We start from the raw sequence: 23,421 nt of genomic DNA, 5'->3' as shown, positions 1-23,421 counted from the left end.
TGCCATATTGGCAGGACTCTCGATTTTACTAAATACTCTTCAACTGCTCTCAGAATATTCAATAGATGAACTGAATGAAATCGCAACCATTGCACTAGGTACCTAAAGATGTGTAGATACCTATGCTCTTATAATAGAAGGGAGAGTCTATTTAAGTTAAATATCACGTTGTTGTAATTGCAGTGTTGGTTGTGTATGAAGCGTAGTCCATTCTTCAAAGCTCATCCACTGTTCTGTCCCGACTTCTGATAAACGGACTTGTTCAACCCAATTTGGATCTTCAGCCAACATAATAATTTCTTCTATTTTTACAGGACCTTTTGGTGTCGAATCAGATAATAAATAGAAGAATTTAGTTGTACTTGGCTTCCCCATATAAACATTTGCTTTATCTACAATTCCTTGTACTTGTTCACTAGACGCAATTTTTTTGCTTGTATCTGCTGCTTTATCCAATACAACTTTAGAGGTTGAGGCTAAGGCTTTAGAACCATCTACAATATTATCTTTTGCTGATTTAAATAAAGCATTCAAACGCTCTCCATCATCCATTTTAAAATCTTTTAAAATAGTTTGTTCTGCATTTTCTATTGTTAAATCAAGATATGGTGCTTCAGAAAAACCCATCCCGTTAGCAACAAAAATCGTAGGGATAGATGAACGATGTGAGTTATAAGCTTTCACGCGAGCATTATATTCATTGCGCCATTGAGAAATTTCATGCTCACATTGCTCAATATTTGTAATTAAGCGATGGTATTGTTGGTCTGCCTTTAAATCAGGGTATCTCTCAGCCATACCCTGTAAGTTCGTTAACATCATATTACTATCTTGATAACTAGAATAGATAGCATTCATTCCTGTTTCTTTAACTACTGTTAAATGTGTCAATTGCTCACTTTCTTGATAACCTCGAACAACATCCATAAGCTGATTAATTAAATTAACTTTTTTACTAATTGAGACAGAAATATTGGATAAAGACTCTTTAATATCATGCGCCTTACGCTGCAGCGAATTATAAGAAGTAAGAACCAAATAAATAATCGCTGCAATTAAGGCAAGTAAAATCCATAACCACATAAATAAAACCCTCACTTTATAATGCATCTGCCTACAAAATAGGCAGATATTTAATATTGAGGGATAATTGTAACGTTATAAATTGAAAATTAAAGTAAAAAGCCTAACTTTTTCCCCATTTCCACCACAGAGTTGGCTTTGAATTCGGCATCCCACTGCATTTTATTTTCTTCAAACAAAACAATCGCGGTTGAACCCAAATAAAAACGTCCTAATTCTGCACCTTTTTCAAGGAATAATTGGTGTTGATTCAGTTCCAAACGCCCCGATGGTTTGACCTTGCCTGTCGCCACGGTTTCAATGCCCGCTACAATCATGGCACCCACTAAAACAACTGCCATACGCCCCAGTTCGGTATCAAACAAACACACCATGCGCTCATTGCGGGCAAATAAACCCGGAATATTTTCGGCTGTGGTTTGATTGACAGAAAACAACTCACCTGGCACATATAAAGTTTCGGTGAGTGTGCCTGCAAAAGGCATGTGTACACGGTGATAATCGCGCGGAGATAAATACACGGTTGCAAATTGACCATTTTTAAATGGTTCAGCCAATTGCGGGTCGGCAATTAAGTTTTCAACAGTAAATTGCTGACCTTTGGCCTGAAAAATTGCCCCATCTTCAATTTTACCCAACTGTGAAATCGCCCCATCTGCAGGCGATACAATGCTGTTCGGATTGCTGTCAATTTCCCGCACACCCTGCTTTAAAGAACGGGTAAAAAATTCATTAAAAGATTTATATTTCAAGGCATTGCTTTGTTCTGCCAAAGACATATCAATGCCGTATTGCGCCTTGAATGCAGTGATCACCGCATTTTTGAGCACAGGATGCTCACTGGCTGCAAGTTTACCCACAACACGTGATAATTGATGTTGTGGCACAACGCGTTGTGCCTGAATGAAAATTTGTTTTTTTAAACGTGATGTGAGGCTCAAGACGGCAACTCTCCAGTAATAACAGGACTGTCAGGGCGGTTGCCCCATTCACTCCACGCACCATCATAGGCCTGAATTTTCCAACCCAATAAACGCCCTAAAATGTAGGCCAAACCTGAACGGTGATGTGACTGACAATACACCACTACAGGTTCGTTTAAATTGAATCCGAGTTGTTCCAGACGCTGTCGTGTGCGTTCTAAGGGATGCAATTTTAAATGATTTTCACGATTAAGGGCAGTACTCCATTCAAAATGCAATGCCCCAGGAATGTGACCGCCGCGTCGTGCAGCCAAACGCAGCCCTGTATATTCATCTATGGTGCGGCAATCCCAAAGTTGCACCGACTGGTTTTGGCACTTTTCTAATAGCTCATCATATTGAATTCGATACTGATTTTGCTCGGCAACAGGAACAAGCATGCTGACGGGTGTTAGCGGTTCAACCTCAGAAGTAGTTGGAAAACCTGCTGCCAACCATGCGTGAATCCCACCATTTAGTAAACTGGTATTTTCAAAGCCTAAACAGTGTAAATTCCAAATCAGACGCCCTGCCCATGCGCCACCTTCATCGTCATAGGCGACCACATGATGCTCAGGGGAAATACTCAAATACTGAATCAAGTCTTGTAAAGCCTCGGGTTCAGGCAATAAACCCGATGTATCTTCATCCTGACGTAGCAACATGCTCGGTTTGACCTGTAAAGCATGCGGAAGATGCAATTGCTCGTACACCGAATTGCGGCTCAAATCGACAATGCGCAATTTTTCATGCCCTAAAAAGGGAACTAAATCTTCTGCTTCAATCAGCAGTCCAAAATTGAATGGAGAAGTGCTCATTTTTATGCGGTTCAGTCTGTTTGGCAATCAACTTTAACTTAGTATAGGTCATTTTTGATAGCATGCTGTTTTTTTCATAACTTTCGCAGAATTTTAACAATCACATGCTTTAATCTAGAAAAAAACCGAAGATTTTCTTCGGTTTTTTCAATGTGCTCAGGTTTTAAACAGGCGTTTGTATTTCAAAAACTTGGCGTAAATATGCCAAGAAGGTGTCATTATCGGTCATGGTTTTACCCGGACTATCGGACAATTTCGCCACCGACTGACCATTACATTCCACCAATTTCAACACAATATTTAGCGCAGTTTGCCCCATATCATTGGTTAAGTTGGTACCAATCCCAAAACTAACCTGAAAACGGTCTTTAAAATACTGATGCAAGGCCCATGCTTTTTCGACATTTAAGCCATCACTGAAGGTCAGCATTTTAGTTTTACTGTCAATTTTTAGCTTTTTATAATGTGCATAAGCTTTATCGCCCCACACATACGGGTCGCCACTGTCATGTCGCAAGCCATCAAATAACTTGGCAAAATACAAATCAAAGTCACGCAGGAAAGCATCCATCCCGACCACATCAGTCAAGGCAATGCCTAAATCACCCCGATATTCTTGCACCCAAGTTTCTAGTGCGGCTTTTTGGAAGTCACGTAAACGTACATCTAGCGCCTGAAATGCCTGTAAAAACTCATGTGCCATTGTCCCAATTGGGGTAATGCCTAATTCTTTAGCCAACAGTACATTACTAGTACCACGAAACACTTCAGGTACAGCTTGATGAAAAGCCGCAATCACGTGCTTTTGCCATGCAAAACTATAACGGCGGCGCGTACCAAAATCTGAAACCAAAAATGGTGGATCTTCAGGCAGTTGCTGCTGTTGGTAACTTTGAATCAGGGCAATTTTTTGCTGTAAACGGCGCTCACCTTCTGCCCAAACCTCATCATTACGGATGCGCTGAAAATACAGTTCATTGACAATTGCCAGGACAAAAATCTCGAACATCATGGCCTGTACCATCGGGCCTTCTACCCGAATATCCAAACGACCTTGCGCATCAATACTGGCGTGAATAAAACGACGCTTGAGCTGAAATAATTCTAAATAATCGACAAAGTCACTTTTAATAAAGCGTAAATTACGCAAATACTGCAATTCATCTTCTTTAAATTTCAACTGACACAAATGATCAAGCTGCGCATTCAACTCAGCTAAAATATCGCTCAGTGGATACGCGGTATCTTCAAGATTACGGCAGCGGAATTGATACACACTGTGCGTTTGCGGAAATTTATGCAGCACCACCTGTAACATGGTGAATTTATATAAATCAGTATCGAGCAGAGATTGAATAATGGGGGTCATAGGGATCATCATTTCGCGGTACTTCTTGCATTAAAGCATACTTTATTCAGCAAAAAAGGGCTTTTATCGACAATCTTGTTACAACTTTGCTGAAGTGTAGCCTTCCCAAGATATTTTACCTCTCTGCGGGCAGCTACCGTTGTGATGCTTTCGTGATTGATGTTAATGCACGCCAAAGTGCCTAAGTTTGCTACAATCTGCAGCCATCCCCCACACTGAGAAAATTAGTCCCCCATGCGCGCATTATTACAACGAGTTCTTGAAGCCAAAGTCGTGGTCGATGGTGAAATCACTGGCGAGATTCAACAGGGTATTTTGGTATTTTTGGGCTTAGGCAAAGACGATAATTTTGAGAAAGGCAAAAAGCTGATTGATAAAATTTTAAAATATCGTTTTTTTGATGATGAACAAGGCAAAATGGGTTGGAATGTCAGTCAGGCCAATGGCAGTGTGTTATTGGTTTCACAATTTACCCTCATGGCACAGACTCAAAAAGGTTTACGTCCTGATTTTGGCCCTGCGATGCCCCCAAACGATGCCAAAGCGCTGTATGAACAATTGGTGGACTATGCCAAAAGTCAGTTTGACAGGGTGGAAACAGGTATTTTCTCTGCCGATATGAAAGTGCATTTGGTAAATGACGGGCCTGTGACTTTTTGTTTGGAAGTCGAGTAAATCACATATAAAAAAACCTCTGTCAAAAATTGATCAGAGGTTTTTGTTTGGGTCTGAGCAGCTTATTTACCCGTTTTTTGTTTAATAAACTGGCGTGCCATTTTAATTTTTTCTTTTACAGGTTTTGGTAGTTTAGGTGGAATCAATTTCGCTGCTTGGTTAAACCACACCAATAAGCCAAAATCACCTTCCATTTTAATGCTGCCATTTTGCATGCCTGTCATAAATGCAGTTGGATCACCTTTCATTAAGGTTTTTACGCCTTGCTCGCTGTCTGCAAACTGCAAAATAAAATCAGCTTTTTCTGCATCGCCTGCCACAGTGTCAATATGTCCATTGTTGACAATAATTTGACGCGCCATACCCAAGTCTGTGCCAATTTGAATACGGAACTGGCGTTCATGCACCAACTCAATAAATTTTGGACTGGTACGTGCCAGTTGTTTCATACGCAATGCCAAACCTGCCACGAGAAGGTCAAGTGGATCGGTGCTGACATCAACCAAAGGAAGTTTGACCACAGGAATTGCAGAAAGTTTCATGACAGTGAAGCCTATTGTAATTGTTGGATAATGAACAGACTCATCCTATCACAACTCCCGCTTTTTGCTGCAAGGCTTTGTATAACAATCTTTAGGAGGGTGTTAAAATTTTGTCGCTGTTTGGATGGCGCAAACTGCCGTACAGATAAAGCAAAAAAGATGCAAACCAGTTGCATCTTTTTAAAGTTTTTGAATTTAGTCTGTACGATTTAGCGGCTTGAGCACTGCTGCTGATCGTCTTCATAGACTGGGGTATGTTCGATATAGCGACGTTTTGCCAAAGCACGCTCTGCCCGACGGTCTTCTCGTAATAATAATAAAGTCACCAAAGTCATCGCCAAGAAAATTGCCGACAAGTAACTGTAGGTAATTGGCAGTTCAAATACGCTTTGCACACTGTAGCGCACCACTTCCAATAAACCCCAAAACACCATACCTGCCAACATAAAGTTTAACCAGCGACGATAAGGCGAAAAGAAAACAGCAATCAACGCAGCTGCGACGAGGCTTAAGCCTACAATGGTCGCTAAATTCGCTGTTAGCATAAAAACCTCCGTCTAAAGATGCAGCCTCTTTTTGAATTGGTCTGCGACTTCAAATACCGTTTAAATAAATAATGGATGTCGATTTAAATTCTATGTCTGCATTATGCTGCGTTTTCTAGATAAAAAAAGACTTGTATTTTTATAAAGCGACACACCTTGTCGCAATATTATATTGTCATTACATTTTTTAAATTTTGTAGTTTTCGGGAAGCTAAGCTAGCTCTTTATTCGCGTGTCATTACAAAAAAACACCTTATTTTTTTGCCTTAAAAAATATTTTTTTCATTCAATGCTGTTGCGGTTTTTATCGACAGTTTTTGTTTACCGTTCATCGTTATCTGCTGATTATACAAACAAAAAACGCAGCATGACTGCTGCGTTTTTTTCATTGAATTGTCATATTAGGCACGGTTCAAGTCTTTGTCATGCACGCCCAATAAGTACAGCACACCATCTAAGCCCACGCTTGAAATGGCTTGATTGGCGTTTTGACGTACCAACGGTTTAGCACGGAACGCCACACCTAAACCTGCAATAGAAAGCATTGGTAAGTCGTTCGCACCATCACCCACCGCAATGGCTTGTTCCAAAGAAATCCCCATTTTGTCTGCCAGTTCACGTAGCAATAATGCCTTACGCGCACCATCCACAATGTGACCTTTTACTTCGCCTGTAACCATGCCATTTTCCACATCTAGAATGTTGGCATGCACTTCATCAATCCCCAATTTTTCCTGCAGATATTCTGCGAAATATTGGAAACCGCCCGACAAAATAGCGGTGCGATAACCCAAAGATTTCAGGGTTGAAATCAGGCGTTCAGCACCTTCGGTCACGGTCAGACGTTCGGCAATTTTAGGCAACACAGCAGCATCTAAACCTTTGAGCAATGCTACGCGCGCGCGGAAACTTTGCTGAAAATCCAGTTCACCCTGCATGGCACGTTCGGTAATGTCCGCCACCTGATCGCCCACACCTGCCTCAATCGCCAACTCATCAATCACTTCTTGTTCAATGAGCGTTGAGTCCATGTCAAAACACACCAAACGGCGGTTACGACGGTAGGCATTGTCTTCTTGTACCGCGACATCCACACTCAGTTCATTCGACAGGCTTAAACACGCAGCACGCATGGCAACTGCATCTAGCATTTGTCCACTTAATCCAAACTGAATGCAAGCACGTTTAGGTTCATCTTCGGCTACATTAAGCTGTGGGCGACCCGACAAACGGGTTACAGTTTCAATGTTAAAACCTTGGCTAGATACAATATGCGTGACCGCCTGTAAATGTGAGGCATTCAGCTCTGGTGCCAGTGCAGTCACGATATAACGGGTACGACCGCCTTCTTTGACCCATTGCTCATATTCAGTTGCAGAGATTGGTTTAAAACGCACAGTTAAGCCAATATCATGTGCTAAAATCAGAATCTCCTTCATGGCTAAAGCAGTTGCAGTCTGGTCTTCTGATGCAACAACAATACCTAAAGTCAGTTGATTATGAATAACAGCTTGGCCAACATCTAAGATTTGTAAGGAATGAGCGGACAATACCTGCATTAATCGAGTAAACTGATTAGGTTGGTCAGGTCCTAAAAATGATATAAGAATGATTTCTCGCATGAATTGACTCGGGTCTGAGCTACAACTATTGTGAGAATCATAATCTAAATTGAATATAAATGCCTTGGAAGTTTTACCTTGAATGCGCCTAGACAAGGGCTATTTGCTAGCCTATTGATTGTAAGTTTTGCTTTTCACACCTTTTTATTGGTGCTTGCAACAACACACCAATTAAATGAAAACCGCGCCAATCAGGGGCAGTTAATGACCAGCCAACTGGTCACAGACAGCCTTTCTGAGCTGGAACCTGCCAATACAGTATCACTGGCATTATTGGTGAATCGTTATGCCACCAATCCAAGCATTGCTTCTATTCGTATTTTAGATGCGCAAAATCAGGTCTTGGCGACAGGTGGACAGTCACGTACCCGTGAAGGTGAAGTCTTTGTCCGCGATGCAATCATCAATGAAAAGAAAGTCGGCAGCATTGAAATTACCTTAATTCAGCCAAGTATTGGTGAAATTCTGCGTACCCAATGGTTAGCGACACTTTTATCATTATTGGTTCATGGCTTGTTATGGTTGGCTTATCGCGCGATTGCCCGTCCAAGTCGTAGTGAATATTTAGCACGCATTAATAATGAATCTCGCCTTAAACACGAATTACAATTATTGACGCAAGCCCTTGAACAAGAAAAACATCAAACGGCTTTGGCACTTGCGCAGGCACAGCAACAGCCTAAACCTGTGATGTCGCCTAAAGCAAACAAAGCCATTGAGCAAAGCCAAGAGCAAAACAACATTGCGCTGAATATTCAGTTTTATGACCCGAAACAATTATTAGACACGGTCACGCAAAGTGTGTCTGTGCCTTATTTTAGCTTATGTCAGATTTTCCTGAACAAAAGCATTGAACTGTGCGTACAACACTACAAGTTAAACCGTTCCGACATTCAAACAGTACAACCATTCCATGAAGATGGCGCAACACTCAGTATTGCAGCCAATACACCAAATGCAGCAGCCTGTATGGCCATGATTGGCACGGTGTTCCAGTTATTGTCTGAAGTGCTGTATAAGCGTTATCGTGAAGAAAAGCGTTTTGTGTTGCAAACTCGCAGTGGTTTATCAACCGCAGTCGAAGCCATGCAGTTATCTGCAGTGCAGGCAGCAGAGCGTTTGGTGCATCAATTATCTGCTCGTGAAAATGCAGTGCATTTACCGAATGAATTACTAGATGAACTGTCTACGCATTATGAATTGGTGAGTATGCCAAATCCGACCAATGTGCTGATGCGCCATGCCTTTATGGTTAATGGCATGGACAGCCAATCGGCTGAGTTGGCGCAAAGCCTGCGAACTGAAATTCTAAAAGGCAAACATTCAAGAGCTTCTTAAAATAATCCATGAGATGCCTTAAAAGCATAAAAACCTGAGTATGCACACATACTCAGGTTTTTTATACTCACAGATGCTAGATCACATCCATTTACTGCAGCCCAATTTACACATTCAACTGCTTCTGCTCGACCAAATACATTTGCGCATTGTGTACAGCAGCCTGCCCCACCACAGCAGCTTTCTGCCATTCGCCATTGGCTTGTAGCTCCCACGCATTTTGATTGTCATGCAAATAACTCAGCAAGCCATCTTCTACAATACGCTGTTTAATTTTCTCATCCAAAATAGGGAAGCAAGTTTCCACCCGTGAAAATAAGTTGCGCCCCATCCAGTCTGCGCTGGCGCAGTACAATTTTTTTGCACCACCATGCTCAAAATAATACACGCGGGTATGTTCCAAAAAGCGTCCCACAATCGAACGGACATGAATACGCTCAGACATACCTTTCACTTTTGGAATCAAACAACAAATCGAGCGGATAATTAAATCGACCTGTACCCCTGCCTGCGAAGCACGGTACAAAGCCGTAATTAACTCAGGCTCAGTCAATGCATTGACTTTAATGATAATTCGGGCAGCTTTGCCTGCTTGTGCAAACCCGATTTCTTGTTCAATCAGTTTGAGCAATTCACTGTGCAAGGTAAATGGTGCATGCAGCAAGTTTTTTAATTTTGCCGATCTGCCCATGCCTGTGAGTTCCTGAAACACCCGATGCACATCTTCACAAATATCAGGATGTGTGGTCATCAAACCATAGTCGGTGTACATACGTGCATTGCCCGCATGATAGTTGCCTGTACCCAAATGCACATAGCGCACCAACTGATCTTGCTCACGACGCACAATCAAAATCATTTTGGCATGGGTTTTATAGCCGACAATGCCATACACCACCACTGCGCCTGCCTCTTGCAAGACGTTGGCGACCATAATGTTGGATTCTTCATCAAAACGTGCGCGTAGCTCGATCACGGCAGTGACTTCTTTACCATTACGTGCGGCCTCTGCAAGTACCTGCACAATTTCAGAATCTGGGCCACTGCGATACAGCGTTTGCTTAATCGCCAACACATTTGGATCTTTAGCCGCCTCTTTGAGTAAATTAATCACGGGCTGAAAAGAGTCAAATGGATGATGCAGTAACACATCCTGCTTTTTCAAAATCTCAAACATCGGCTTTTGCTTTCGAAATATTTTAGGAATCACAGGTGCAAAAGGGGGATATTTCAATTCAGGTCGGTCAAAACTACTGGTCAGACGCGACAGATTAATCGGCCCGCTAATCCGATATAGCTGCTGTTCATCTAAATCAAACTCTCTGAGCAAATAATCAATAATTTCTTGCGGGCAATCATCTTCAATTTCTAAACGTACTGCACGCCCAAAACGACGTGAAGATAATTCATCTTTTAAGGCGACTGCCAAATCATCGACATCTTCAGCCAAAATCAGGTCGGCATTGCGGGTCACCCGAAACGCATAGCAACCTGTGGCTTTCATGCCTGGGAACAGATCATTGATATGTTGCTGAATAATCGCAGTCAGGAAAATGTGTTCTGTTGCACTGCCTGCCACTTCTTTTGGCAAATTGATTAAACGTGGCAAAGAGCGTGGCGCAGGCACAATCGCCATTTCAATTTCACGTCCAAAAGCATCTTTGCCTTGTAAACTGACAATAAAGTTCAGACTTTTATTGACCAAACGCGGAAATGGATGCGATGGGTCTAGGCTAATTGGCGTTAAAACAGGCTGTACCTGACGGGCAAAATAATCGGCAATCCACGCTTTATGTTTATCCACAATGTCATGGTATTGAATAAAGTGAATCCCTAAACTTTGCAGCTGCGGCAAAATGGCATAATTTAAAGTGTCGTATTGCTGCTTCACCGCCTGATGCACTTTATCAGACAGTTCTACCAAGACCTGTTCAGTCGGAATGGCATCTGGGGTACGGGTAATGGCATTCAAATCGAGTTGCTTCATTAAACCTGCAACGCGAATTTCAAAAAACTCATCTAAATTACGTGAAAAAATAATTAAAAAATTGAGTCGCTCTAAAATAGGTAACTCTGGGTCTAAAGCTTGCGCCAAGACCCGACGGTTAAACTCAATTAAAGAGAGTTCACGATTAAAATAAGTATCAGATGAATGCTGAAAGTGTTCCATATCTTCTCTATGCTGTTTTTAAGACAGTCTGCTTATTTCGCCTCTGTGCAAGGCATGGTAGGTAGAGATTATGACAATCATGTTACACCCACAATCAATCGCAGAACATTTCGTCAAAATTGGGTATATGTAAAAAATTGATTTTTATTTATTTTATTTTACATTTAATCTATTTTTATAGCAAAAAGGAAGATTTCACCCTTCCCTTTCGCGGCCAGTTCGTTATCTAGTTTTAGCCAAGTAAGTGCTGACTTTGTACTCGCTGTACTCCTTGTGCCAACATCTGTTGCCATGCTTGTTCTAAAGAGCCATTTAAATCAATCGCTTTGGTGGCATCTTCAATCACATAGGTGCTAAAACCCAACTCACAGGCATCTATTGCCGTCCACGCCACACAAAAGTCGGTGGCAATGCCCACAATATAAACCGTATCAATTTCACGGGCTTTTAAATAGGCCGCCAAGCCTGTGGTGGTTTTGCGGTCTGCTTCCATAAAGGCAGAATAACTGTCTATTTGCTCGTGAAAACCTTTGCGTATAATCAATTGTGCTGTAGGCAAATCTAAATCTGGGTGTAATTCAGCATCAGCTGTGCCTTGCACACAATGCACAGGCCACAACACTTGCTCGCCATAACTGAGCTGAATCTGCTCATAGTCCTGTTTGCCTGCATGGTTGGCAGCAAAGGACACATGCGTTGCAGGATGCCAGTCTTGGGTGATCACAATGTTCTGAAACACACGTCCCAACGCATTAATGCAGGGAATAATTTGATCGGCATTTGCAACCGCCAAATTACCTCCTGGACAAAAACCATTTTGCACATCAACCACAATCAAGGCATTATTCAGCTGCTGCATGCTGTTTCCTTTCCCATCTTAAACGCTACCCTCAGCATAGCTGAAATTTAAGTCTGAGTTGTATCGCTTTGATAAAAATAAAAAGAATCGTTTTCGGCACAATGTTGATAGTTCGGTAGCTGTAACAATAATTGCCGTACAAAACGTGGATAGATTTTGGCTTTGCGTGCAGTCGCGGCATGAAAATAAAAATAAGGCAGTGGATGCCGAGTTAAATAATTGACCAAATGCTGTCGGGTTAAACGCATCACCTGAAAGGCATCAATACCTGCGTTGACATCTTCATAAGTAGCTTGATCGGCAAATGCCAGCCACGCGTTTTGTTTTGGAGAAGTCCGTGTTGCTCGAAAATGGCGTTTCAGTTCTAAAATAAATTCATATTCAATCAGATACAGCGAAAACTGCTGTTGATCCAACTGAAATTCTGCAATCAATTTTTTCTGCTTCAAATGATACTCTTATATTTACTGTTTTTTAGGACTTATTATACCCTGCTTGCGTCATTGCCACCCAGTAGAACAGGCAGCTTTGCGACAGTACTTGTCACACTTCATTCGAGCATTTTCTCTCAAAAATCAGCGATCAACATACAAAAAAATAGCCTGCAGGTGCAGGCTATTTGGTCTTTCAACTGTTCTCATCCTTTTAAACAGTTTGAATACGACGTACCAATAACAACATGAAAATGGCTGAAATAATAATACATGGAATGGCTGCTGAAATAACCCCAGCCGCACCAAAGCCTGCTGCCAACAACTGACCTGCAATAGCAGGGCCAAGCATTGCGCCTACACGACCAACAGCAGAGGCAACACCGACCCCAGTACCACGTACTTCGGTTGGGTAGACAATACTACCAAAAGCATATAACACGCCCTGACAGCCAATCACAAAAGCACCGACCAAAGCTGAAGCCATATACATTTGCATGAGTGAACCCGCTGCATTTAGAGCAAATAAACCTGCCAAAATACCACCATACATCAATAAAATCACGTAGGCTTTTTTCCAACGGTCGGTCAGCATACCCAAAATTACAGTACCGACTGTCGCACTCACCATGAAATAGAACTGTGCAGTACTGCCTTCTTTACGCGAGAAACCTAATTCCATAAATAAAGATGGTAACCAGCTCAACATGATGTAAACCACCATCAAGGTAAAGAAGTAACTCACCCAAATAAATAAGGTACGCAATAAGTTTTGTGAATTAAACAAATCTTTAAAAGATGCTTTTGGCGCAGCATTTTGTGCTGTGACATCTTTACCTGCCGCTTGTGCTTTTAAGAATTCACGTGATTCTGGCAATAACCACATCATCAATGGAATGACAATAAATGGCAGCAAACCACCCAAATAGAAAATGTTTTTCCAGTTTGAGCCAAAATCTGTACTGGCAATTAAAGATAAAATGGCTGCACCCACAGGCATACCACAATACATCAAGCCCACAGCACGACCACGGTTTTGTGGCGAAACAGCTTCAGATGCCAAAGTAATTAAAATTGGCATGGCTGCCCCTAAACCTGCACCTGCCAAGAAGCGCACCGCCAATAGGCTTTCAAAGCTATTCACCCACACCGTACATAAGGTAAATAAAGCAAAGACTGCTGTAGACCAGATTAATACTTTTTTACGACCAATACGGTCTGCAAAACGTCCGCCAACCAAAGCACCTGGCAATAAACCTAAAATACCCGCACTAAAAAATACCCCAAGCTGCGAGCTGTCTAAACCAAAATGCTCACGGATACCTGCCGCAGCAATACCTGCTGCCTGAATATCCAGACCTTCAATCACTGCAATTAAAAAGCAGATCGCGACGGTAATAACCGCATGCCGCTGATCGCTATGTTGTGTTGATCTATCCATTGGGTCCCTCTACTAGAATTAGATAGCCATGTGAAAGCCTGCATCTTGCGCAGTTTTAAACTGCAGCAATAGCTATCAATAAGTGTTAGACCAAAGTGAATTTTTTCAGATCAGCGCAAACGTGTTGCGCAGCATGTAGAAAAAAACATAGCGAAAAAAACAATAAATCTGGCAAATTACACGCTATTTTCCCGCTTAAAGCAGTAAATTCAGCGCAAGATTTCTCACCATTTAAGAAGTCAGCGACACCATAGGTAGACTTAAAAGCTATTATTCTTAAGAATCAAAAATCAAAATATCCCTATTAAAACAGTCAGATATAAGAGCTATAAGGTCTGAATTGAGCGTTTTTTTATATAAATATCTAGGGTCTGTTGACAATTCATCTATGTTTGCGACGTGAGAGATATATCTCGCAAGATTTTTTAGCTGATATAAGGCATGAGACAGGAAATTTAGTCATTCTAAATGACTGGCACATAACGCAATAGCAGCAAAAAATATGCTCGCCCTGAAAGGCTGTGGCTAAAACTTTCTCAGATTGCGTTATGAAACTTGGCAATAGTCTCGCTATTCCCTGCGTTTCATGCCTGATCTGCTCAGTTTTAGCCTACAGCACAAGCCATTTATGAAATGTCAACAGACCCTATATTCAGCGTTGTATTTCAAACTTGAGGCTAAAAAAGTGCTGATGAGGGTTGCGCCATACCAATGAAAATTTGGGTACAAAGGAGATGGTTATTATTTTTTTATTTTGAACAACAAGCTGCTGATCCTAAAATACTAAATTAAACAAAGTTTATGATTGCTTTGACGAAAGCATATTGTTCTGACACACTGAATCAGTCATAATTTGGCTAAGCATTATTTAATCAATTTGATTGAATTTTGACCCAAATCAAAATACTGCAACCATCCACATCTACCTTTTCTACACCTCTGTGGATGGAAAAATAGGATCTTTTTAAAAAATGACTCAGCAAGCACAGACCATTCAAGGCTCAATTGTCGCAATTGTCACCCCAATGTTAGAAGATGGCAGCGTAGATTGGAAAGGTCTCGAGAAGCTCGTTGAGTGGCACATAGAACAAGGTACCAACAGTATTGTTGCTGTAGGTACAACTGGTGAAGCATCGACCTTAAGTATGGAAGAGCACACCAAAGTGATCGCAGAAATTATTCGCGTCGCAAATAAGCGTATTCCTGTCATTGCTGGTACTGGTGCAAACTCAACGCATGAAGCCATCGAACTGACCAAAGAAGCACAACAATTGGGCGCAGATGCGGCCTTATTGGTAACGCCTTATTATAATAAGCCAACTCAGGAAGGTTTATACCAGCACTATAAAGCAATTGCAGAAGCAGTTGATTTACCTATCATTTTATATAATGTACCGGGTCGTACTGGTGTAGATATGTCAAATGAAACGGTCATCCGTCTTGCAGACATCCCAAATATTGTGGGCGTAAAAGATGCAACGGGCGATGTGCCACGTGGTCAGCAATTATTGGCTGGCTTAACAGGCAAAAACATGGTGGTGTATTCAGGCGATGACGCTACGGCATATCAATTGATGCTGCACGGTGCAAAAGGCAATATTTCTGTAACTGCCAATGTTGCACCAAAAGCCATGAGCCAAGTTTGCGCGGCTGCAATCGCAGGTGATGCTGCAGGTGCAGAGCAACAAAACAGTGCGATTGCAAATTTACACAATATTCTATTTTGTGAATCGAACCCAATTCCTGTGAAATGGGCACTTCATGAAATGGGATTAATTGGTACAGGAATTCGCCTGCCATTAACTCCGCTTGCAGAACAATATCGTGCACCGTTACGCGAAGCCCTTCAGGCTGCGGGTGTCATTCAATAAAAGAGCTTAGTATGATGCAATTACGTTTTGGTTTTATCGCCGCACTTTCAGTATTGAGTTTGGCTGGTTGTAGTTCTCTTGCCATCAATAATGGTTCATTGGACTATAAAGACGCCGCTACTTTAGCACCACTTCAATATCCAGAAGGTTCTGTGGTTCGACCTGCAACACCGTTGTATCCTGCACCAAGCGTTGACCCTTTAGCAACGGCAAATGCACCTAAGCTTGAAAATGCACGTGGCAACCGTTTTGCGATGCCACGTCCTGAAGCCATGCAAGCCAGCAGCAACACAGTTCAAGACAGTACGCAAATTGGACGTCCTCAACCCGTAGTTGACGGAAACCAAAATCCGTTGCTCAAAATTGATGGAAATTCTGCTACAATTTGGCAATACACACTTGCCACCCTCAGCAGTCTGAATTACAGCATTGTTGGTCAAAGTAAGAACCGTTACGAGGCAACCATTAAGGTCGATCAACAGATTTATGTCTTAAGATTGACCTCTGTCGGTTCGAGCAACAACCTAGCTGTATTCAATGCCGATAACAGCTTTGCAGATCAAGAAAAAGCTGCAGATCTGTTGGCCCAGATTTACCAAAATTGGCCAGCCTAGCCGTACTAGGCATTTTTTTTTGAAAAAGGTTCCCTCATGTTAAAACAAACCTTGCTCTATACTGGTAAAGCAAAATCTGTTTATACCACAGACAGTGCAGACCACCTGATTTTAGTCTTTCGTGATGATGCCTCTGCGTTCAATGGCGAAAAAATCGAACAACTAGATCGTAAAGGTAAGGTGAACAACCGTTTTAACGCCTTTATCATGGAAAAATTGGCTGAAGCGGGTATCGAAACTCACTTTGAAAAACTACTTACACCAAACGAAGTATTGGTGAAAAAGTTAGACATGATTCCTGTAGAGTGCGTTATTCGTAACTACGCTGCAGGTTCACTCTGCCGTCGTTTAGGTGTAGAAGAAGGTAAAGAACTGACCCCACCTACATTTGAATTGTTCTTTAAAGATGACGCTCTTGGCGACCCAATGGTAAACGAATCTCAAGCGATTGCTTTAGGTTGGGCCAATGCTGAACAATTGGCAAAAATGAAAGAATTAACTTACCAAGTCAACGATGTATTAAAAGCATTGTTTGATGCAGGTAACATGATTTTGGTCGACTTCAAACTTGAGTTTGGTGTATTCCACGACCGTATTGTGTTGGGTGATGAGTTCTCTCCAGACGGTTGCCGTTTATGGGACAAAGACACCAAGAAGAAACTCGACAAAGACCGTTTCCGTCAAGGTTTAGGCGGTGTGGTTGAAGCTTATGAAGAAGTTGCTGCACGTTTAGGCATCGACTTAGACAATATCTAATTCAAGCTTTTCAATTTTAAAAGCTGAATTCCCAAAACCGAGCAACATTGCTCGGTTTTTTGTATTTTGCTGTAGACCAAACAGGGTTTACAAACCAAATCTTTGAAAAAATCGCCCCATCCACAATGCCCAGTCTGTCTGCCTATTTTTAAATTTATCTGAATTTAAATTGTGTATTCTGCAATTCCGTGTATGCTTGTTGTCATACTAGAAAAATATGAAGTTCGTTTTAATCGTCTAAGTCCGTAGTTTTATTTTGTAATCCTTCGTTTGTTCAGATTTTAAGTCGCATCTTTTTCCCAGTTATTCCAAATCTTTTTTAGATTGCAACATATTAAAATTCAGCAGGATATTTCCCTATGTCAAATCCGACAATGAAAGGCACGGTAAAGTGGTTTAACGAAACTAAAGGTTTTGGTTTTATTCAACCAGAATCTGGTCCAGATGTGTTTGCGCATTTCAGCGAAATCGCACACTCAGGCTTCAAGACTTTACACGAAGGTCAGCAAGTTGAATTCAGCATTGCGCAAGGTCAAAAAGGCCCGAATGCTGTAAACATCAAACCGCTTTAAACCTTTGAATGCAGCACTCAAGGCTGCAAACAAATCTAAAAAAGCTCAAGTTGATTCTTGAGCTTTTTTTATGCCAATACTTTTACAAATATCTTTTCAGCTATACCAAATCGCTTAGGATTGAGTCTGCTGCCAACGACGTTGTTGTAAACGCTCACCTTCCACTTCACGTTTATTACGTGCCGACTCATACAACTTTGTGCCTTTCAGTTCAGGCGGCAAATAGTCCTGTAGCACAAAATGCTCTGGGTAATTGTGCGGATACAAATAATCTACGCCATAGCCTTGTTCTTTCATCAGTTTGGTCGGTGCATTACGCAAATGCAGTGGCACAGGTAAGTTGGCGGTTTTTTCAGCCAAATCCATGGCTTTATTAATTGCCAAATAAGTACTGTTACTTTTGGCACTGGTCGCCAAATATACTGCACATTGTCCTAAAATAATCCGCGCTTCGGGCATACCCAGCACTTGTACCGAGCGGAAACACTCGCCTGCCAATAACAAGGCATTGGGGTTTGAATTGCCAATATCTTCCGAAGCAGCAATCAACATGCGACGCGCAATAAAGCTCGGGTCTTCACCGCCTTTGAGCATGCGCGCCATCCAATACAATGCAGCATCGGGGTCACTGCCACGAATTGACTTAATAAAAGCCGATACCAAATCATAATGTTGCTCGCCTGACTTGTCATAACGGGCAATGTTTTGTTGCGCAACCTTGACCACAATCGCGTTGGTGATGATATTTTCCACCTCGGGTTCAAAGGTGCTTGCCACCAAGTCCAGTAGGTTTAAAGCCTTGCGTGCATCACCTGCAGCAAACTGAATCAGAGCATCAAATTCTTCAATCTGAATATAACGGTCTTTTAAGAATTGATCTTGCTGAATGGCTTGAGTAAGCAAAGTCTGAATCGAATCGGCATCTAAAGCCTTTAAGGTATAGACCTGACAACGTGAAAGCAGCGCACTATTGACTTCAAAAGATGGATTTTCAGTGGTCGCACCAATTAAGGTGATTTTGCCCTTTTCCACCGCATTTAATAAGGCATCTTGCTGCGACTTATTAAAGCGATGAATTTCATCAATAAACACCACTGGTGTGAGCAAATCGCCGCCTTCGGCAATAATTTCACGCAGCTCTTTGACCCCAGTATTCAAGGCAGAAAGGCTGATAAAAGGACGATCTACCGCCTGCGCCAACAGCAAAGCGATGGTGGTTTTCCCCACCCCTGGTGGTCCCCAGAAAATAATTGAAGGCAAATGCCCCTGATCAATCATTTGGCGTAACGGCGCTTGCTCACCTAAAAGATGATCTTGACCAATAATTTGCGATAAATCGCGTGGACGCAAACGCTCAGGCAGTGGAATATGACTCTCTGACATCTTGTTATTTCTATACTTGACTTCAACCTAGTCTACTATGATCTCAAGCTTTGGAGTATTTCTAATCGTACCGATTTATCGCTAAAACACGATTCAAAGTTTATTCTGCAGTATGAATTAACGCACCCAACGCACCACATAATCTTCTATATCTTCTTCTGCAACATCCAGTTCTGAAATACAACGCCCTGCCGCAGATTTTTTGGCTTTAATCACACTTTGGCGTGAGCCCGTATTTAAGTAATGCCAAGATGGCAAATTTTTACCCTGTTTTAAACGACGATAGGCACAACTTGGCGGCAACCAGTGAATTTTTTCTAGTTTTTCGGGGGAAAGTTGAATGCAATCGGGCACAAAGTCAAAGCGATTGGCATAATCTGAACAACGTGCTGTGTTACAGTCCAGTAACTTGCACGCCACTTTGGTATAGGCCACTTCTTGCGTGTCTTCATCTTCTAGTTTGACCAAACAGCATAAACCGCAACCATCGCACAAGGCTTCCCATTCCGCAGTATTTAAGGCATTCAGCGGATAGTTTTTCCAAAATTCAGGTCGTAATTGATCAGACATAGCGCACAGAAAATAACAAAACTGCGTCATTATAACAGCCTTGTTTCAACTTGTTGCTTTTGTTTAGTCTTTAAATGAATCAAACACTTAACTCAAACAACTGAACATTTAATACACAAAAACAAAACAGTGTGCTGCGTTCAGCTCCCTATACTAAATTCAGAAGCTATAAAAACACATGGAGAACAATTATGTTTCGTTGGGCTATAATCTTCGCAGTGATTGCGTTAATCGCGAGTTTACTTGGTTTTGGTGGTGTCGCAGGTTTATCCAAAGACTTTGCCATTATTTTATTGGTGATTGCTGTGATTTTGGCAATTGTTGGTTTCCTCTCTCGCGGAAAAATCTAGTGACCTCGTCTATAAATTCCTAAAAATCAGATAAAAAAGAAGGATTTTTCCTTCTTTTTTTATGTCCGCTTTTTACGCAACAAATGCCAATTTGGCTATTTTAAAAATATTTTCTCACATTTATAGGCAGTATTTACCCTGTTTTTAAAAATGCGTGCCATATTATTATGCTTTAATCATGGCATTGAAAACGATAAGGAATAAGGCATGGCTTTAGCAATCAAAACTCGCGAAATTGAATATACGGCTGCAGATGGCAGCAAACTGATCGGTTATTTTGCTGCACCAGAAACAGCACAAGCTGTCGCGGGGGTGATTGTCGCACCTGAATGGTGGGGACGTAACGAATACACCGAACAACGCGCGCGTGAATTGGCTGAACATGGTTTTGCAGCCTTAGCGATTGATATGTATGGCGATAAAAAAGTCACCACCACCGCAGCCCAAGCCAATGAATGGATGATGCAAACTTTTGCAGATGCTGACACAATTGTGACTCGTGCGTCTGCAGCTTTGGACACTTTAGCTGCCCAACCTGAAGTAAATCGCGATAAACTCGCTGCAATTGGTTTCTGTTATGGCGGCAAAGTCGTTCTGGATTTGGCTCGTTCTGGCGCAGCATTAAAAGCAGTGGTGACCTTCCACGCCAACCTCAGCCCGAAAGCCCCTGCACAACAAGGTCAGGTACAAGCCGAGATTTTGGTGTTGCATGGTGAACTGGACAGCATGGTGACTTTAGACGACGTCGCAAGTTTCCGTGAAGAAATGCACGCGGCTCAAGTAGAGCATGAAGTGATTATTTTTGAAGATGCCAAACACGGCTTTAGTAACCCTCAAGCTGATGAACGTGCCAAAGCCAATGGGGTCGATTTAGGCTATAACGCATCGGCAGAGCAACAAGGTTTAGCTGCCATGTATGAAGTGTTGGATCGTCGTTTAGCAGATTAATCTGCTGTTCACATTACGCAGCATATACTCAACGCAAGCCAAGAAAATTTTAAAGAAGAGGATATAACAATGACTGAGCAATGCCCTTATTGCAATTTTGATGATTATGATGTTTTGGCAAAAAATGAATTTGGGGTAATTTTGCCTGAACCCAATGCCCTGTCTAAAGGACATTGCGTGATCATTCCGCTACGTCACGTCGGCTCTTTTTTTGACATTACAGACAAAGAACGTAAAAGTTTATTGTCTTTATTAGAATTGGCGCGCAATGAGTTGCAATTGCGTCATCAACCTGCAGGTTTCCATGTGGGTTTTAATGATGGCGATGTGTTTGATGCTAAATCTGAGCATTTACACATCCACATTATTCCACGCTATGAAGGTCAGACCTTAAAATTGGATAACCGTTGGGGTATGAGCGGTCAAATTTAAACCACGACTCGTTTTATCCCAAACCAAGTGAAACCAAACCTAAAGAAGAAGATGCACGCTCATCTTCTTTTTTTATGCACGTAATTCCCACGCCAGTTTGGCTATACTAAGCCGCTACTTTACAAACTGGGTTCGCATGACTGCTTTTTCATTTTCCGATGCTCTCCTCACGTGGTTCGATCAACACGGACGCCATGACCTGCCGTGGCAAGTCGCCGATGATCCCTATGCGGTGTGGGTGTCTGAAATCATGCTGCAACAAACTCAGGTCAAAACCGTATTGCAATATTTTGAGCGTTTTTTGCAGCGCTTTCCGACAGTGCAAGATTTAGGACGTGCAACTTGGGATGAAGTTGCACCGTATTGGGCAGGTTTAGGCTATTACGCCCGCGCCCGCAACTTGCATAAAGCCGCAGCCATTGTGGCACAGCAAGGACATTTTCCAAGTACGCTCGAACAGTGGATGGCTTTGCCGGGCATTGGTCGCTCTACGGGTGGTGCCATGATGTCGCTGGGTTTACGCCAATACGGCGTCATTATGGATGGCAACGTCAAACGGGTTTTAGCACGTTTTTTTGCTATTGAAGATGATTTATCCAAACCTGTACATGAACGTGCCATGTGGCAACTGGCAGAACAGCTCTGCCCCGAAGTGCGTAATCACGACTATACGCAGGCTATTATGGATTTGGGCGCCACCATTTGTACCCCCAAAAAACCACTGTGCTTATATTGCCCAATGCAACAACACTGCAAAGCACATCAACAAGGTTTAGAGCAGGAATTGCCCTTTAAAAAACCGAAAAAAGCCGTACCCGTTAAATCTGCACAGGTCTTAGTACTGCAATGCGCAGATCAGTGGTTATGGCAACAACGTCCCAATACAGGACTTTGGGGTGGACTATGGTGTTTGCCTGTTATTGAAGATGCACAGGCTTTTGAGCAACTGTGTCAAAGCTTGAGCCTTAAACAGGTACAGCAACGCGCACAGATTTCACATAGCTTTACCCATTTCACTTGGCAGCTTGAAGCACTGTGTTTTCAGGTCGATGCTGATCTACAAGAACACTTGGCAATAGAACTGAATGCAGATTGGTATAGTCCGCAACAAGCCAGCGATTTGGGCATTCCGACGGCCATGAAAAAATTGATCTCGGCAATCAATCTGTGACATAGTCAAGCATCGTGATGAATGAAATCTTTGCTTTCACTGCCATTACAAGGATGTCTTATGTTTCGATGGATTGCTGTTTTAAGCCTGTCACTCTTTACCTTATTGATTGCGGCCTGTAGTTCTGCACCGAAACGTCCTAGTACCCCACTCCCGCCTGCCTTGGTGCAAAAACTCAATCAAATGAGTTTAAAAACTCGCTTGCCCATTCCTGTGCAGGGCATTAAAGCGCATCAGTTGAATGACACTTGGGGTGCATCTCGTAGTAGCGGACGTTTGCATGAAGGCATTGATATTCTTGCCGCCAAAGGCAGCAAAGTGTATAGCGCTACAGAAGGTTTAATTGCAGACTTACGCGATAATCGCTTAGGTGGTAAAGTAATTTGGATATTAGGGCCTGCAGGCACTTGGCATTACTATGCACACTTGGATGGACATAAACGCGGTTTAAACGTGGGCGATTATGTCAAGGCAGGAACGCATATTGGCTATGTCGGCAATACAGGCAACGCCCGACACACTGCCGCACATTTGCATTACGGACTTTATTTAAATGGTAAAGGACGCGGTGCGGTCAATCCTTATCCTTATTTACGTTAATTTTGTTAGGAACATTTCATGTCTGAAGCCTTGATAAATCGATTGGTGGAATTTGCAGAATCTGGCAATCAACAAAAAATTGTATTGGCAGGACAAGTCCATCAAGGCTGGGTCATGGAAATTACTGAAGATGCCCTGCTCATCAGCACAGGTTATTCAGATAAAGTCGGTAAAGACAACTGGATTTCCTTTCACGATCTGCAACAGGCAGAACTATATTATTGGGATAACCAACATGACCAATGGGCAGCATTTCAGCTTTAAGTCTGTCCCATTCACATCTATTCAATAAGGAGCAT

Annotated in this window: 25 protein-coding genes; 12 read left to right on the top strand and 13 right to left on the bottom strand. The window is 42.2% G+C overall.

The window, feature by feature from the left end:
• Nucleotides 1-156: 156 nt before the first annotated feature.
• From FTU39_RS10535 to pncB, 4 genes are all read right to left on the bottom strand, one after another.
• A complete protein-coding gene (locus FTU39_RS10535; RefSeq protein WP_158660398.1) occupies nucleotides 157-1,083 on the bottom strand; it encodes a LemA family protein in 927 nt (308 codons plus the stop codon).
• Nucleotides 1,084-1,172: 89 nt separating this feature from the next.
• Nucleotides 1,173-2,024 carry an archaetidylserine decarboxylase gene (gene asd / locus FTU39_RS10530; RefSeq protein WP_104852745.1) on the bottom strand — a complete coding sequence of 284 codons (852 nt, stop codon included), beginning with the start codon at nucleotides 2,022-2,024 and terminating at the stop codon, nucleotides 1,173-1,175.
• A complete protein-coding gene (locus tag FTU39_RS10525; RefSeq protein WP_167846417.1) occupies nucleotides 2,021-2,863 on the bottom strand; it encodes a sulfurtransferase in 843 nt (280 codons plus the stop codon). Before FTU39_RS10525 ends, asd begins: the two co-directional genes overlap by 4 nt.
• Nucleotides 2,864-3,026: 163 nt before the next feature.
• On the bottom strand, nucleotides 3,027-4,232 hold the full coding sequence (gene pncB, locus FTU39_RS10520) for a nicotinate phosphoribosyltransferase (RefSeq protein WP_131261228.1): 1,206 nt from the start codon (nucleotides 4,230-4,232) through the stop codon (nucleotides 3,027-3,029).
• Between the two features lie 234 nt (nucleotides 4,233-4,466).
• On the opposite strand from pncB, the gene dtd reads away from it, so the two are divergent.
• Nucleotides 4,467-4,907 (top strand): D-aminoacyl-tRNA deacylase, encoded by a 441-nt coding sequence (gene dtd / locus FTU39_RS10515; protein WP_004974142.1) that lies wholly within the window; start codon nucleotides 4,467-4,469, stop codon nucleotides 4,905-4,907.
• 62 nt (nucleotides 4,908-4,969) lie between these two features.
• Here dtd and FTU39_RS10510 read toward each other — a convergent pair whose 3' ends face one another.
• The 3 genes from FTU39_RS10510 to serB form a co-directional block, all read right to left on the bottom strand.
• The gene (locus FTU39_RS10510; RefSeq protein ID WP_004974140.1) at nucleotides 4,970-5,449 is read right to left on the bottom strand and encodes a hypothetical protein; all 480 of its coding nucleotides are present in this window, start codon (nucleotides 5,447-5,449) and stop codon (nucleotides 4,970-4,972) included.
• 209 nt (nucleotides 5,450-5,658) lie between these two features.
• Nucleotides 5,659-5,994 carry a ciprofloxacin tolerance protein AciT gene (gene aciT / locus FTU39_RS10505; RefSeq protein ID WP_004974137.1) on the bottom strand — a complete coding sequence of 112 codons (336 nt, stop codon included), beginning with the start codon at nucleotides 5,992-5,994 and terminating at the stop codon, nucleotides 5,659-5,661.
• A 401-nt stretch (nucleotides 5,995-6,395) separates the two neighbouring features.
• Nucleotides 6,396-7,616: a phosphoserine phosphatase SerB gene (gene serB, locus FTU39_RS10500; protein ID WP_004974136.1), complete on the bottom strand. Its 1,221-nt coding sequence runs from the start codon at nucleotides 7,614-7,616 to the stop codon at nucleotides 6,396-6,398.
• Nucleotides 7,617-7,694: 78 nt separating this feature from the next.
• Between serB and FTU39_RS10495 the strand changes: the two genes are divergently transcribed.
• The gene (locus tag FTU39_RS10495) at nucleotides 7,695-8,954 is read left to right on the top strand and encodes a hypothetical protein (RefSeq protein ID WP_004974135.1); all 1,260 of its coding nucleotides are present in this window, start codon (nucleotides 7,695-7,697) and stop codon (nucleotides 8,952-8,954) included.
• Nucleotides 8,955-9,060: 106 nt separating this feature from the next.
• Here FTU39_RS10495 and ppk1 read toward each other — a convergent pair whose 3' ends face one another.
• The 4 genes from ppk1 to mhpT all read right to left on the bottom strand — a co-directional run bounded on the left by ppk1 (nucleotide 9,061) and on the right by mhpT (nucleotide 13,855).
• Nucleotides 9,061-11,124, bottom strand: coding sequence for a polyphosphate kinase 1 (gene ppk1 / locus FTU39_RS10490; protein ID WP_180052148.1), 2,064 nt, complete (start codon nucleotides 11,122-11,124; stop codon nucleotides 9,061-9,063).
• 232 nt (nucleotides 11,125-11,356) lie between these two features.
• A complete protein-coding gene (gene pncA / locus FTU39_RS10485) occupies nucleotides 11,357-11,983 on the bottom strand; it encodes a bifunctional nicotinamidase/pyrazinamidase (RefSeq protein WP_104852749.1) in 627 nt (208 codons plus the stop codon).
• A 47-nt stretch (nucleotides 11,984-12,030) separates the two neighbouring features.
• The gene (locus tag FTU39_RS10480) at nucleotides 12,031-12,432 is read right to left on the bottom strand and encodes a hypothetical protein (RefSeq protein ID WP_131261230.1); all 402 of its coding nucleotides are present in this window, start codon (nucleotides 12,430-12,432) and stop codon (nucleotides 12,031-12,033) included.
• A gap of 196 nt (nucleotides 12,433-12,628) precedes the next feature.
• A complete protein-coding gene (mhpT, locus tag FTU39_RS10475) occupies nucleotides 12,629-13,855 on the bottom strand; it encodes a 3-(3-hydroxy-phenyl)propionate transporter MhpT (protein WP_131261231.1) in 1,227 nt (408 codons plus the stop codon).
• Between the two features lie 971 nt (nucleotides 13,856-14,826).
• On the opposite strand from mhpT, the gene dapA reads away from it, so the two are divergent.
• The 4 genes from dapA (at nucleotide 14,827) to FTU39_RS10455 (ending at nucleotide 17,668) form a co-directional block, all read left to right on the top strand.
• Nucleotides 14,827-15,726: a 4-hydroxy-tetrahydrodipicolinate synthase gene (dapA, locus tag FTU39_RS10470; RefSeq protein ID WP_131261232.1), complete on the top strand. Its 900-nt coding sequence runs from the start codon at nucleotides 14,827-14,829 to the stop codon at nucleotides 15,724-15,726.
• 14 nt (nucleotides 15,727-15,740) lie between these two features.
• The gene (locus FTU39_RS10465; protein ID WP_026438344.1) at nucleotides 15,741-16,340 is read left to right on the top strand and encodes a hypothetical protein; all 600 of its coding nucleotides are present in this window, start codon (nucleotides 15,741-15,743) and stop codon (nucleotides 16,338-16,340) included.
• A gap of 36 nt (nucleotides 16,341-16,376) precedes the next feature.
• Nucleotides 16,377-17,096, top strand: a complete 720-nt coding sequence (gene purC / locus FTU39_RS10460; RefSeq protein WP_004974116.1) for a phosphoribosylaminoimidazolesuccinocarboxamide synthase — start codon at nucleotides 16,377-16,379, stop codon at nucleotides 17,094-17,096.
• 359 nt (nucleotides 17,097-17,455) lie between these two features.
• Nucleotides 17,456-17,668: a cold-shock protein gene (locus tag FTU39_RS10455; RefSeq protein WP_004974113.1), complete on the top strand. Its 213-nt coding sequence runs from the start codon at nucleotides 17,456-17,458 to the stop codon at nucleotides 17,666-17,668.
• 114 nt (nucleotides 17,669-17,782) lie between these two features.
• Here the strand turns inward: FTU39_RS10455 and FTU39_RS10450 are convergent, their stop codons facing one another.
• Together FTU39_RS10450 and FTU39_RS10445 are read right to left on the bottom strand one after the other, a co-directional pair.
• Entirely contained in the window at nucleotides 17,783-19,051 is a 1,269-nt protein-coding gene (locus FTU39_RS10450) for a replication-associated recombination protein A (RefSeq protein WP_004974112.1), read from the bottom strand.
• Nucleotides 19,052-19,168: 117 nt separating this feature from the next.
• Nucleotides 19,169-19,621, bottom strand: a complete 453-nt coding sequence (locus FTU39_RS10445; protein WP_026438343.1) for a YcgN family cysteine cluster protein — start codon at nucleotides 19,619-19,621, stop codon at nucleotides 19,169-19,171.
• A gap of 191 nt (nucleotides 19,622-19,812) precedes the next feature.
• Here FTU39_RS10445 and FTU39_RS10440 point away from each other — a divergent pair, with 191 nt between their 5' ends.
• From FTU39_RS10440 to FTU39_RS10415, 6 genes are all read left to right on the top strand, one after another.
• Complete coding sequence (locus FTU39_RS10440) at nucleotides 19,813-19,971, top strand: DUF1328 domain-containing protein (protein ID WP_004974108.1); 159 nt, start codon at nucleotides 19,813-19,815, stop codon at nucleotides 19,969-19,971.
• 207 nt (nucleotides 19,972-20,178) lie between these two features.
• Nucleotides 20,179-20,919, top strand: a complete 741-nt coding sequence (locus FTU39_RS10435; RefSeq protein ID WP_136144130.1) for a dienelactone hydrolase family protein — start codon at nucleotides 20,179-20,181, stop codon at nucleotides 20,917-20,919.
• A gap of 69 nt (nucleotides 20,920-20,988) precedes the next feature.
• The gene (locus FTU39_RS10430) at nucleotides 20,989-21,351 is read left to right on the top strand and encodes an HIT family protein (protein ID WP_070155794.1); all 363 of its coding nucleotides are present in this window, start codon (nucleotides 20,989-20,991) and stop codon (nucleotides 21,349-21,351) included.
• Between the two features lie 136 nt (nucleotides 21,352-21,487).
• A complete protein-coding gene (gene mutY / locus FTU39_RS10425; protein ID WP_131261235.1) occupies nucleotides 21,488-22,522 on the top strand; it encodes an A/G-specific adenine glycosylase in 1,035 nt (344 codons plus the stop codon).
• Nucleotides 22,523-22,582: 60 nt separating this feature from the next.
• Nucleotides 22,583-23,122, top strand: a complete 540-nt coding sequence (locus FTU39_RS10420; RefSeq protein WP_131261236.1) for a M23 family metallopeptidase — start codon at nucleotides 22,583-22,585, stop codon at nucleotides 23,120-23,122.
• 18 nt (nucleotides 23,123-23,140) lie between these two features.
• Entirely contained in the window at nucleotides 23,141-23,386 is a 246-nt protein-coding gene (locus tag FTU39_RS10415; RefSeq protein ID WP_104852758.1) for a hypothetical protein, read from the top strand.
• Nucleotides 23,387-23,421 lie beyond the last annotated feature (35 nt).

This window comes from Acinetobacter sp. YH12099 (assembly GCF_013419195.1).
Lineage (GTDB): Bacteria > Pseudomonadota > Gammaproteobacteria > Pseudomonadales > Moraxellaceae > Acinetobacter > Acinetobacter towneri.
The sequence above is the reverse complement of the archived record's forward strand: the minus strand, read 5'-3'. Positions and strand labels throughout refer to the sequence as shown.

Coding starts and splice junctions, on each gene's coding strand:
- aciT (WP_004974137.1), bottom strand. CDS start 5,994: ATGCTAACAGCGAATTTAGCGACCATTGTAGGCTTAAGCCTCGTCGCA.
- FTU39_RS10415 (WP_104852758.1), top strand. CDS start 23,141: ATGTCTGAAGCCTTGATAAATCGATTGGTGGAATTTGCAGAATCTGGC.
- purC (WP_004974116.1), top strand. CDS start 16,377: ATGTTAAAACAAACCTTGCTCTATACTGGTAAAGCAAAATCTGTTTAT.
- ppk1 (WP_180052148.1), bottom strand. CDS start 11,124: ATGGAACACTTTCAGCATTCATCTGATACTTATTTTAATCGTGAACTC.
- FTU39_RS10535 (WP_158660398.1), bottom strand. CDS start 1,083: ATGTGGTTATGGATTTTACTTGCCTTAATTGCAGCGATTATTTATTTG.
- FTU39_RS10440 (WP_004974108.1), top strand. CDS start 19,813: ATGTTTCGTTGGGCTATAATCTTCGCAGTGATTGCGTTAATCGCGAGT.
- FTU39_RS10510 (WP_004974140.1), bottom strand. CDS start 5,449: ATGAAACTTTCTGCAATTCCTGTGGTCAAACTTCCTTTGGTTGATGTC.
- serB (WP_004974136.1), bottom strand. CDS start 7,616: ATGCGAGAAATCATTCTTATATCATTTTTAGGACCTGACCAACCTAAT.
- dtd (WP_004974142.1), top strand. CDS start 4,467: ATGCGCGCATTATTACAACGAGTTCTTGAAGCCAAAGTCGTGGTCGAT.
- FTU39_RS10455 (WP_004974113.1), top strand. CDS start 17,456: ATGTCAAATCCGACAATGAAAGGCACGGTAAAGTGGTTTAACGAAACT.
- FTU39_RS10435 (WP_136144130.1), top strand. CDS start 20,179: ATGGCTTTAGCAATCAAAACTCGCGAAATTGAATATACGGCTGCAGAT.
- FTU39_RS10430 (WP_070155794.1), top strand. CDS start 20,989: ATGACTGAGCAATGCCCTTATTGCAATTTTGATGATTATGATGTTTTG.
- FTU39_RS10420 (WP_131261236.1), top strand. CDS start 22,583: ATGTTTCGATGGATTGCTGTTTTAAGCCTGTCACTCTTTACCTTATTG.
- FTU39_RS10445 (WP_026438343.1), bottom strand. CDS start 19,621: ATGTCTGATCAATTACGACCTGAATTTTGGAAAAACTATCCGCTGAAT.
- pncA (WP_104852749.1), bottom strand. CDS start 11,983: ATGCAGCAGCTGAATAATGCCTTGATTGTGGTTGATGTGCAAAATGGT.
- mhpT (WP_131261231.1), bottom strand. CDS start 13,855: ATGGATAGATCAACACAACATAGCGATCAGCGGCATGCGGTTATTACC.
- pncB (WP_131261228.1), bottom strand. CDS start 4,232: ATGACCCCCATTATTCAATCTCTGCTCGATACTGATTTATATAAATTC.
- dapA (WP_131261232.1), top strand. CDS start 14,827: ATGACTCAGCAAGCACAGACCATTCAAGGCTCAATTGTCGCAATTGTC.
- mutY (WP_131261235.1), top strand. CDS start 21,488: ATGACTGCTTTTTCATTTTCCGATGCTCTCCTCACGTGGTTCGATCAA.
- FTU39_RS10450 (WP_004974112.1), bottom strand. CDS start 19,051: ATGTCAGAGAGTCATATTCCACTGCCTGAGCGTTTGCGTCCACGCGAT.
- FTU39_RS10465 (WP_026438344.1), top strand. CDS start 15,741: ATGCAATTACGTTTTGGTTTTATCGCCGCACTTTCAGTATTGAGTTTG.
- FTU39_RS10525 (WP_167846417.1), bottom strand. CDS start 2,863: ATGAGCACTTCTCCATTCAATTTTGGACTGCTGATTGAAGCAGAAGAT.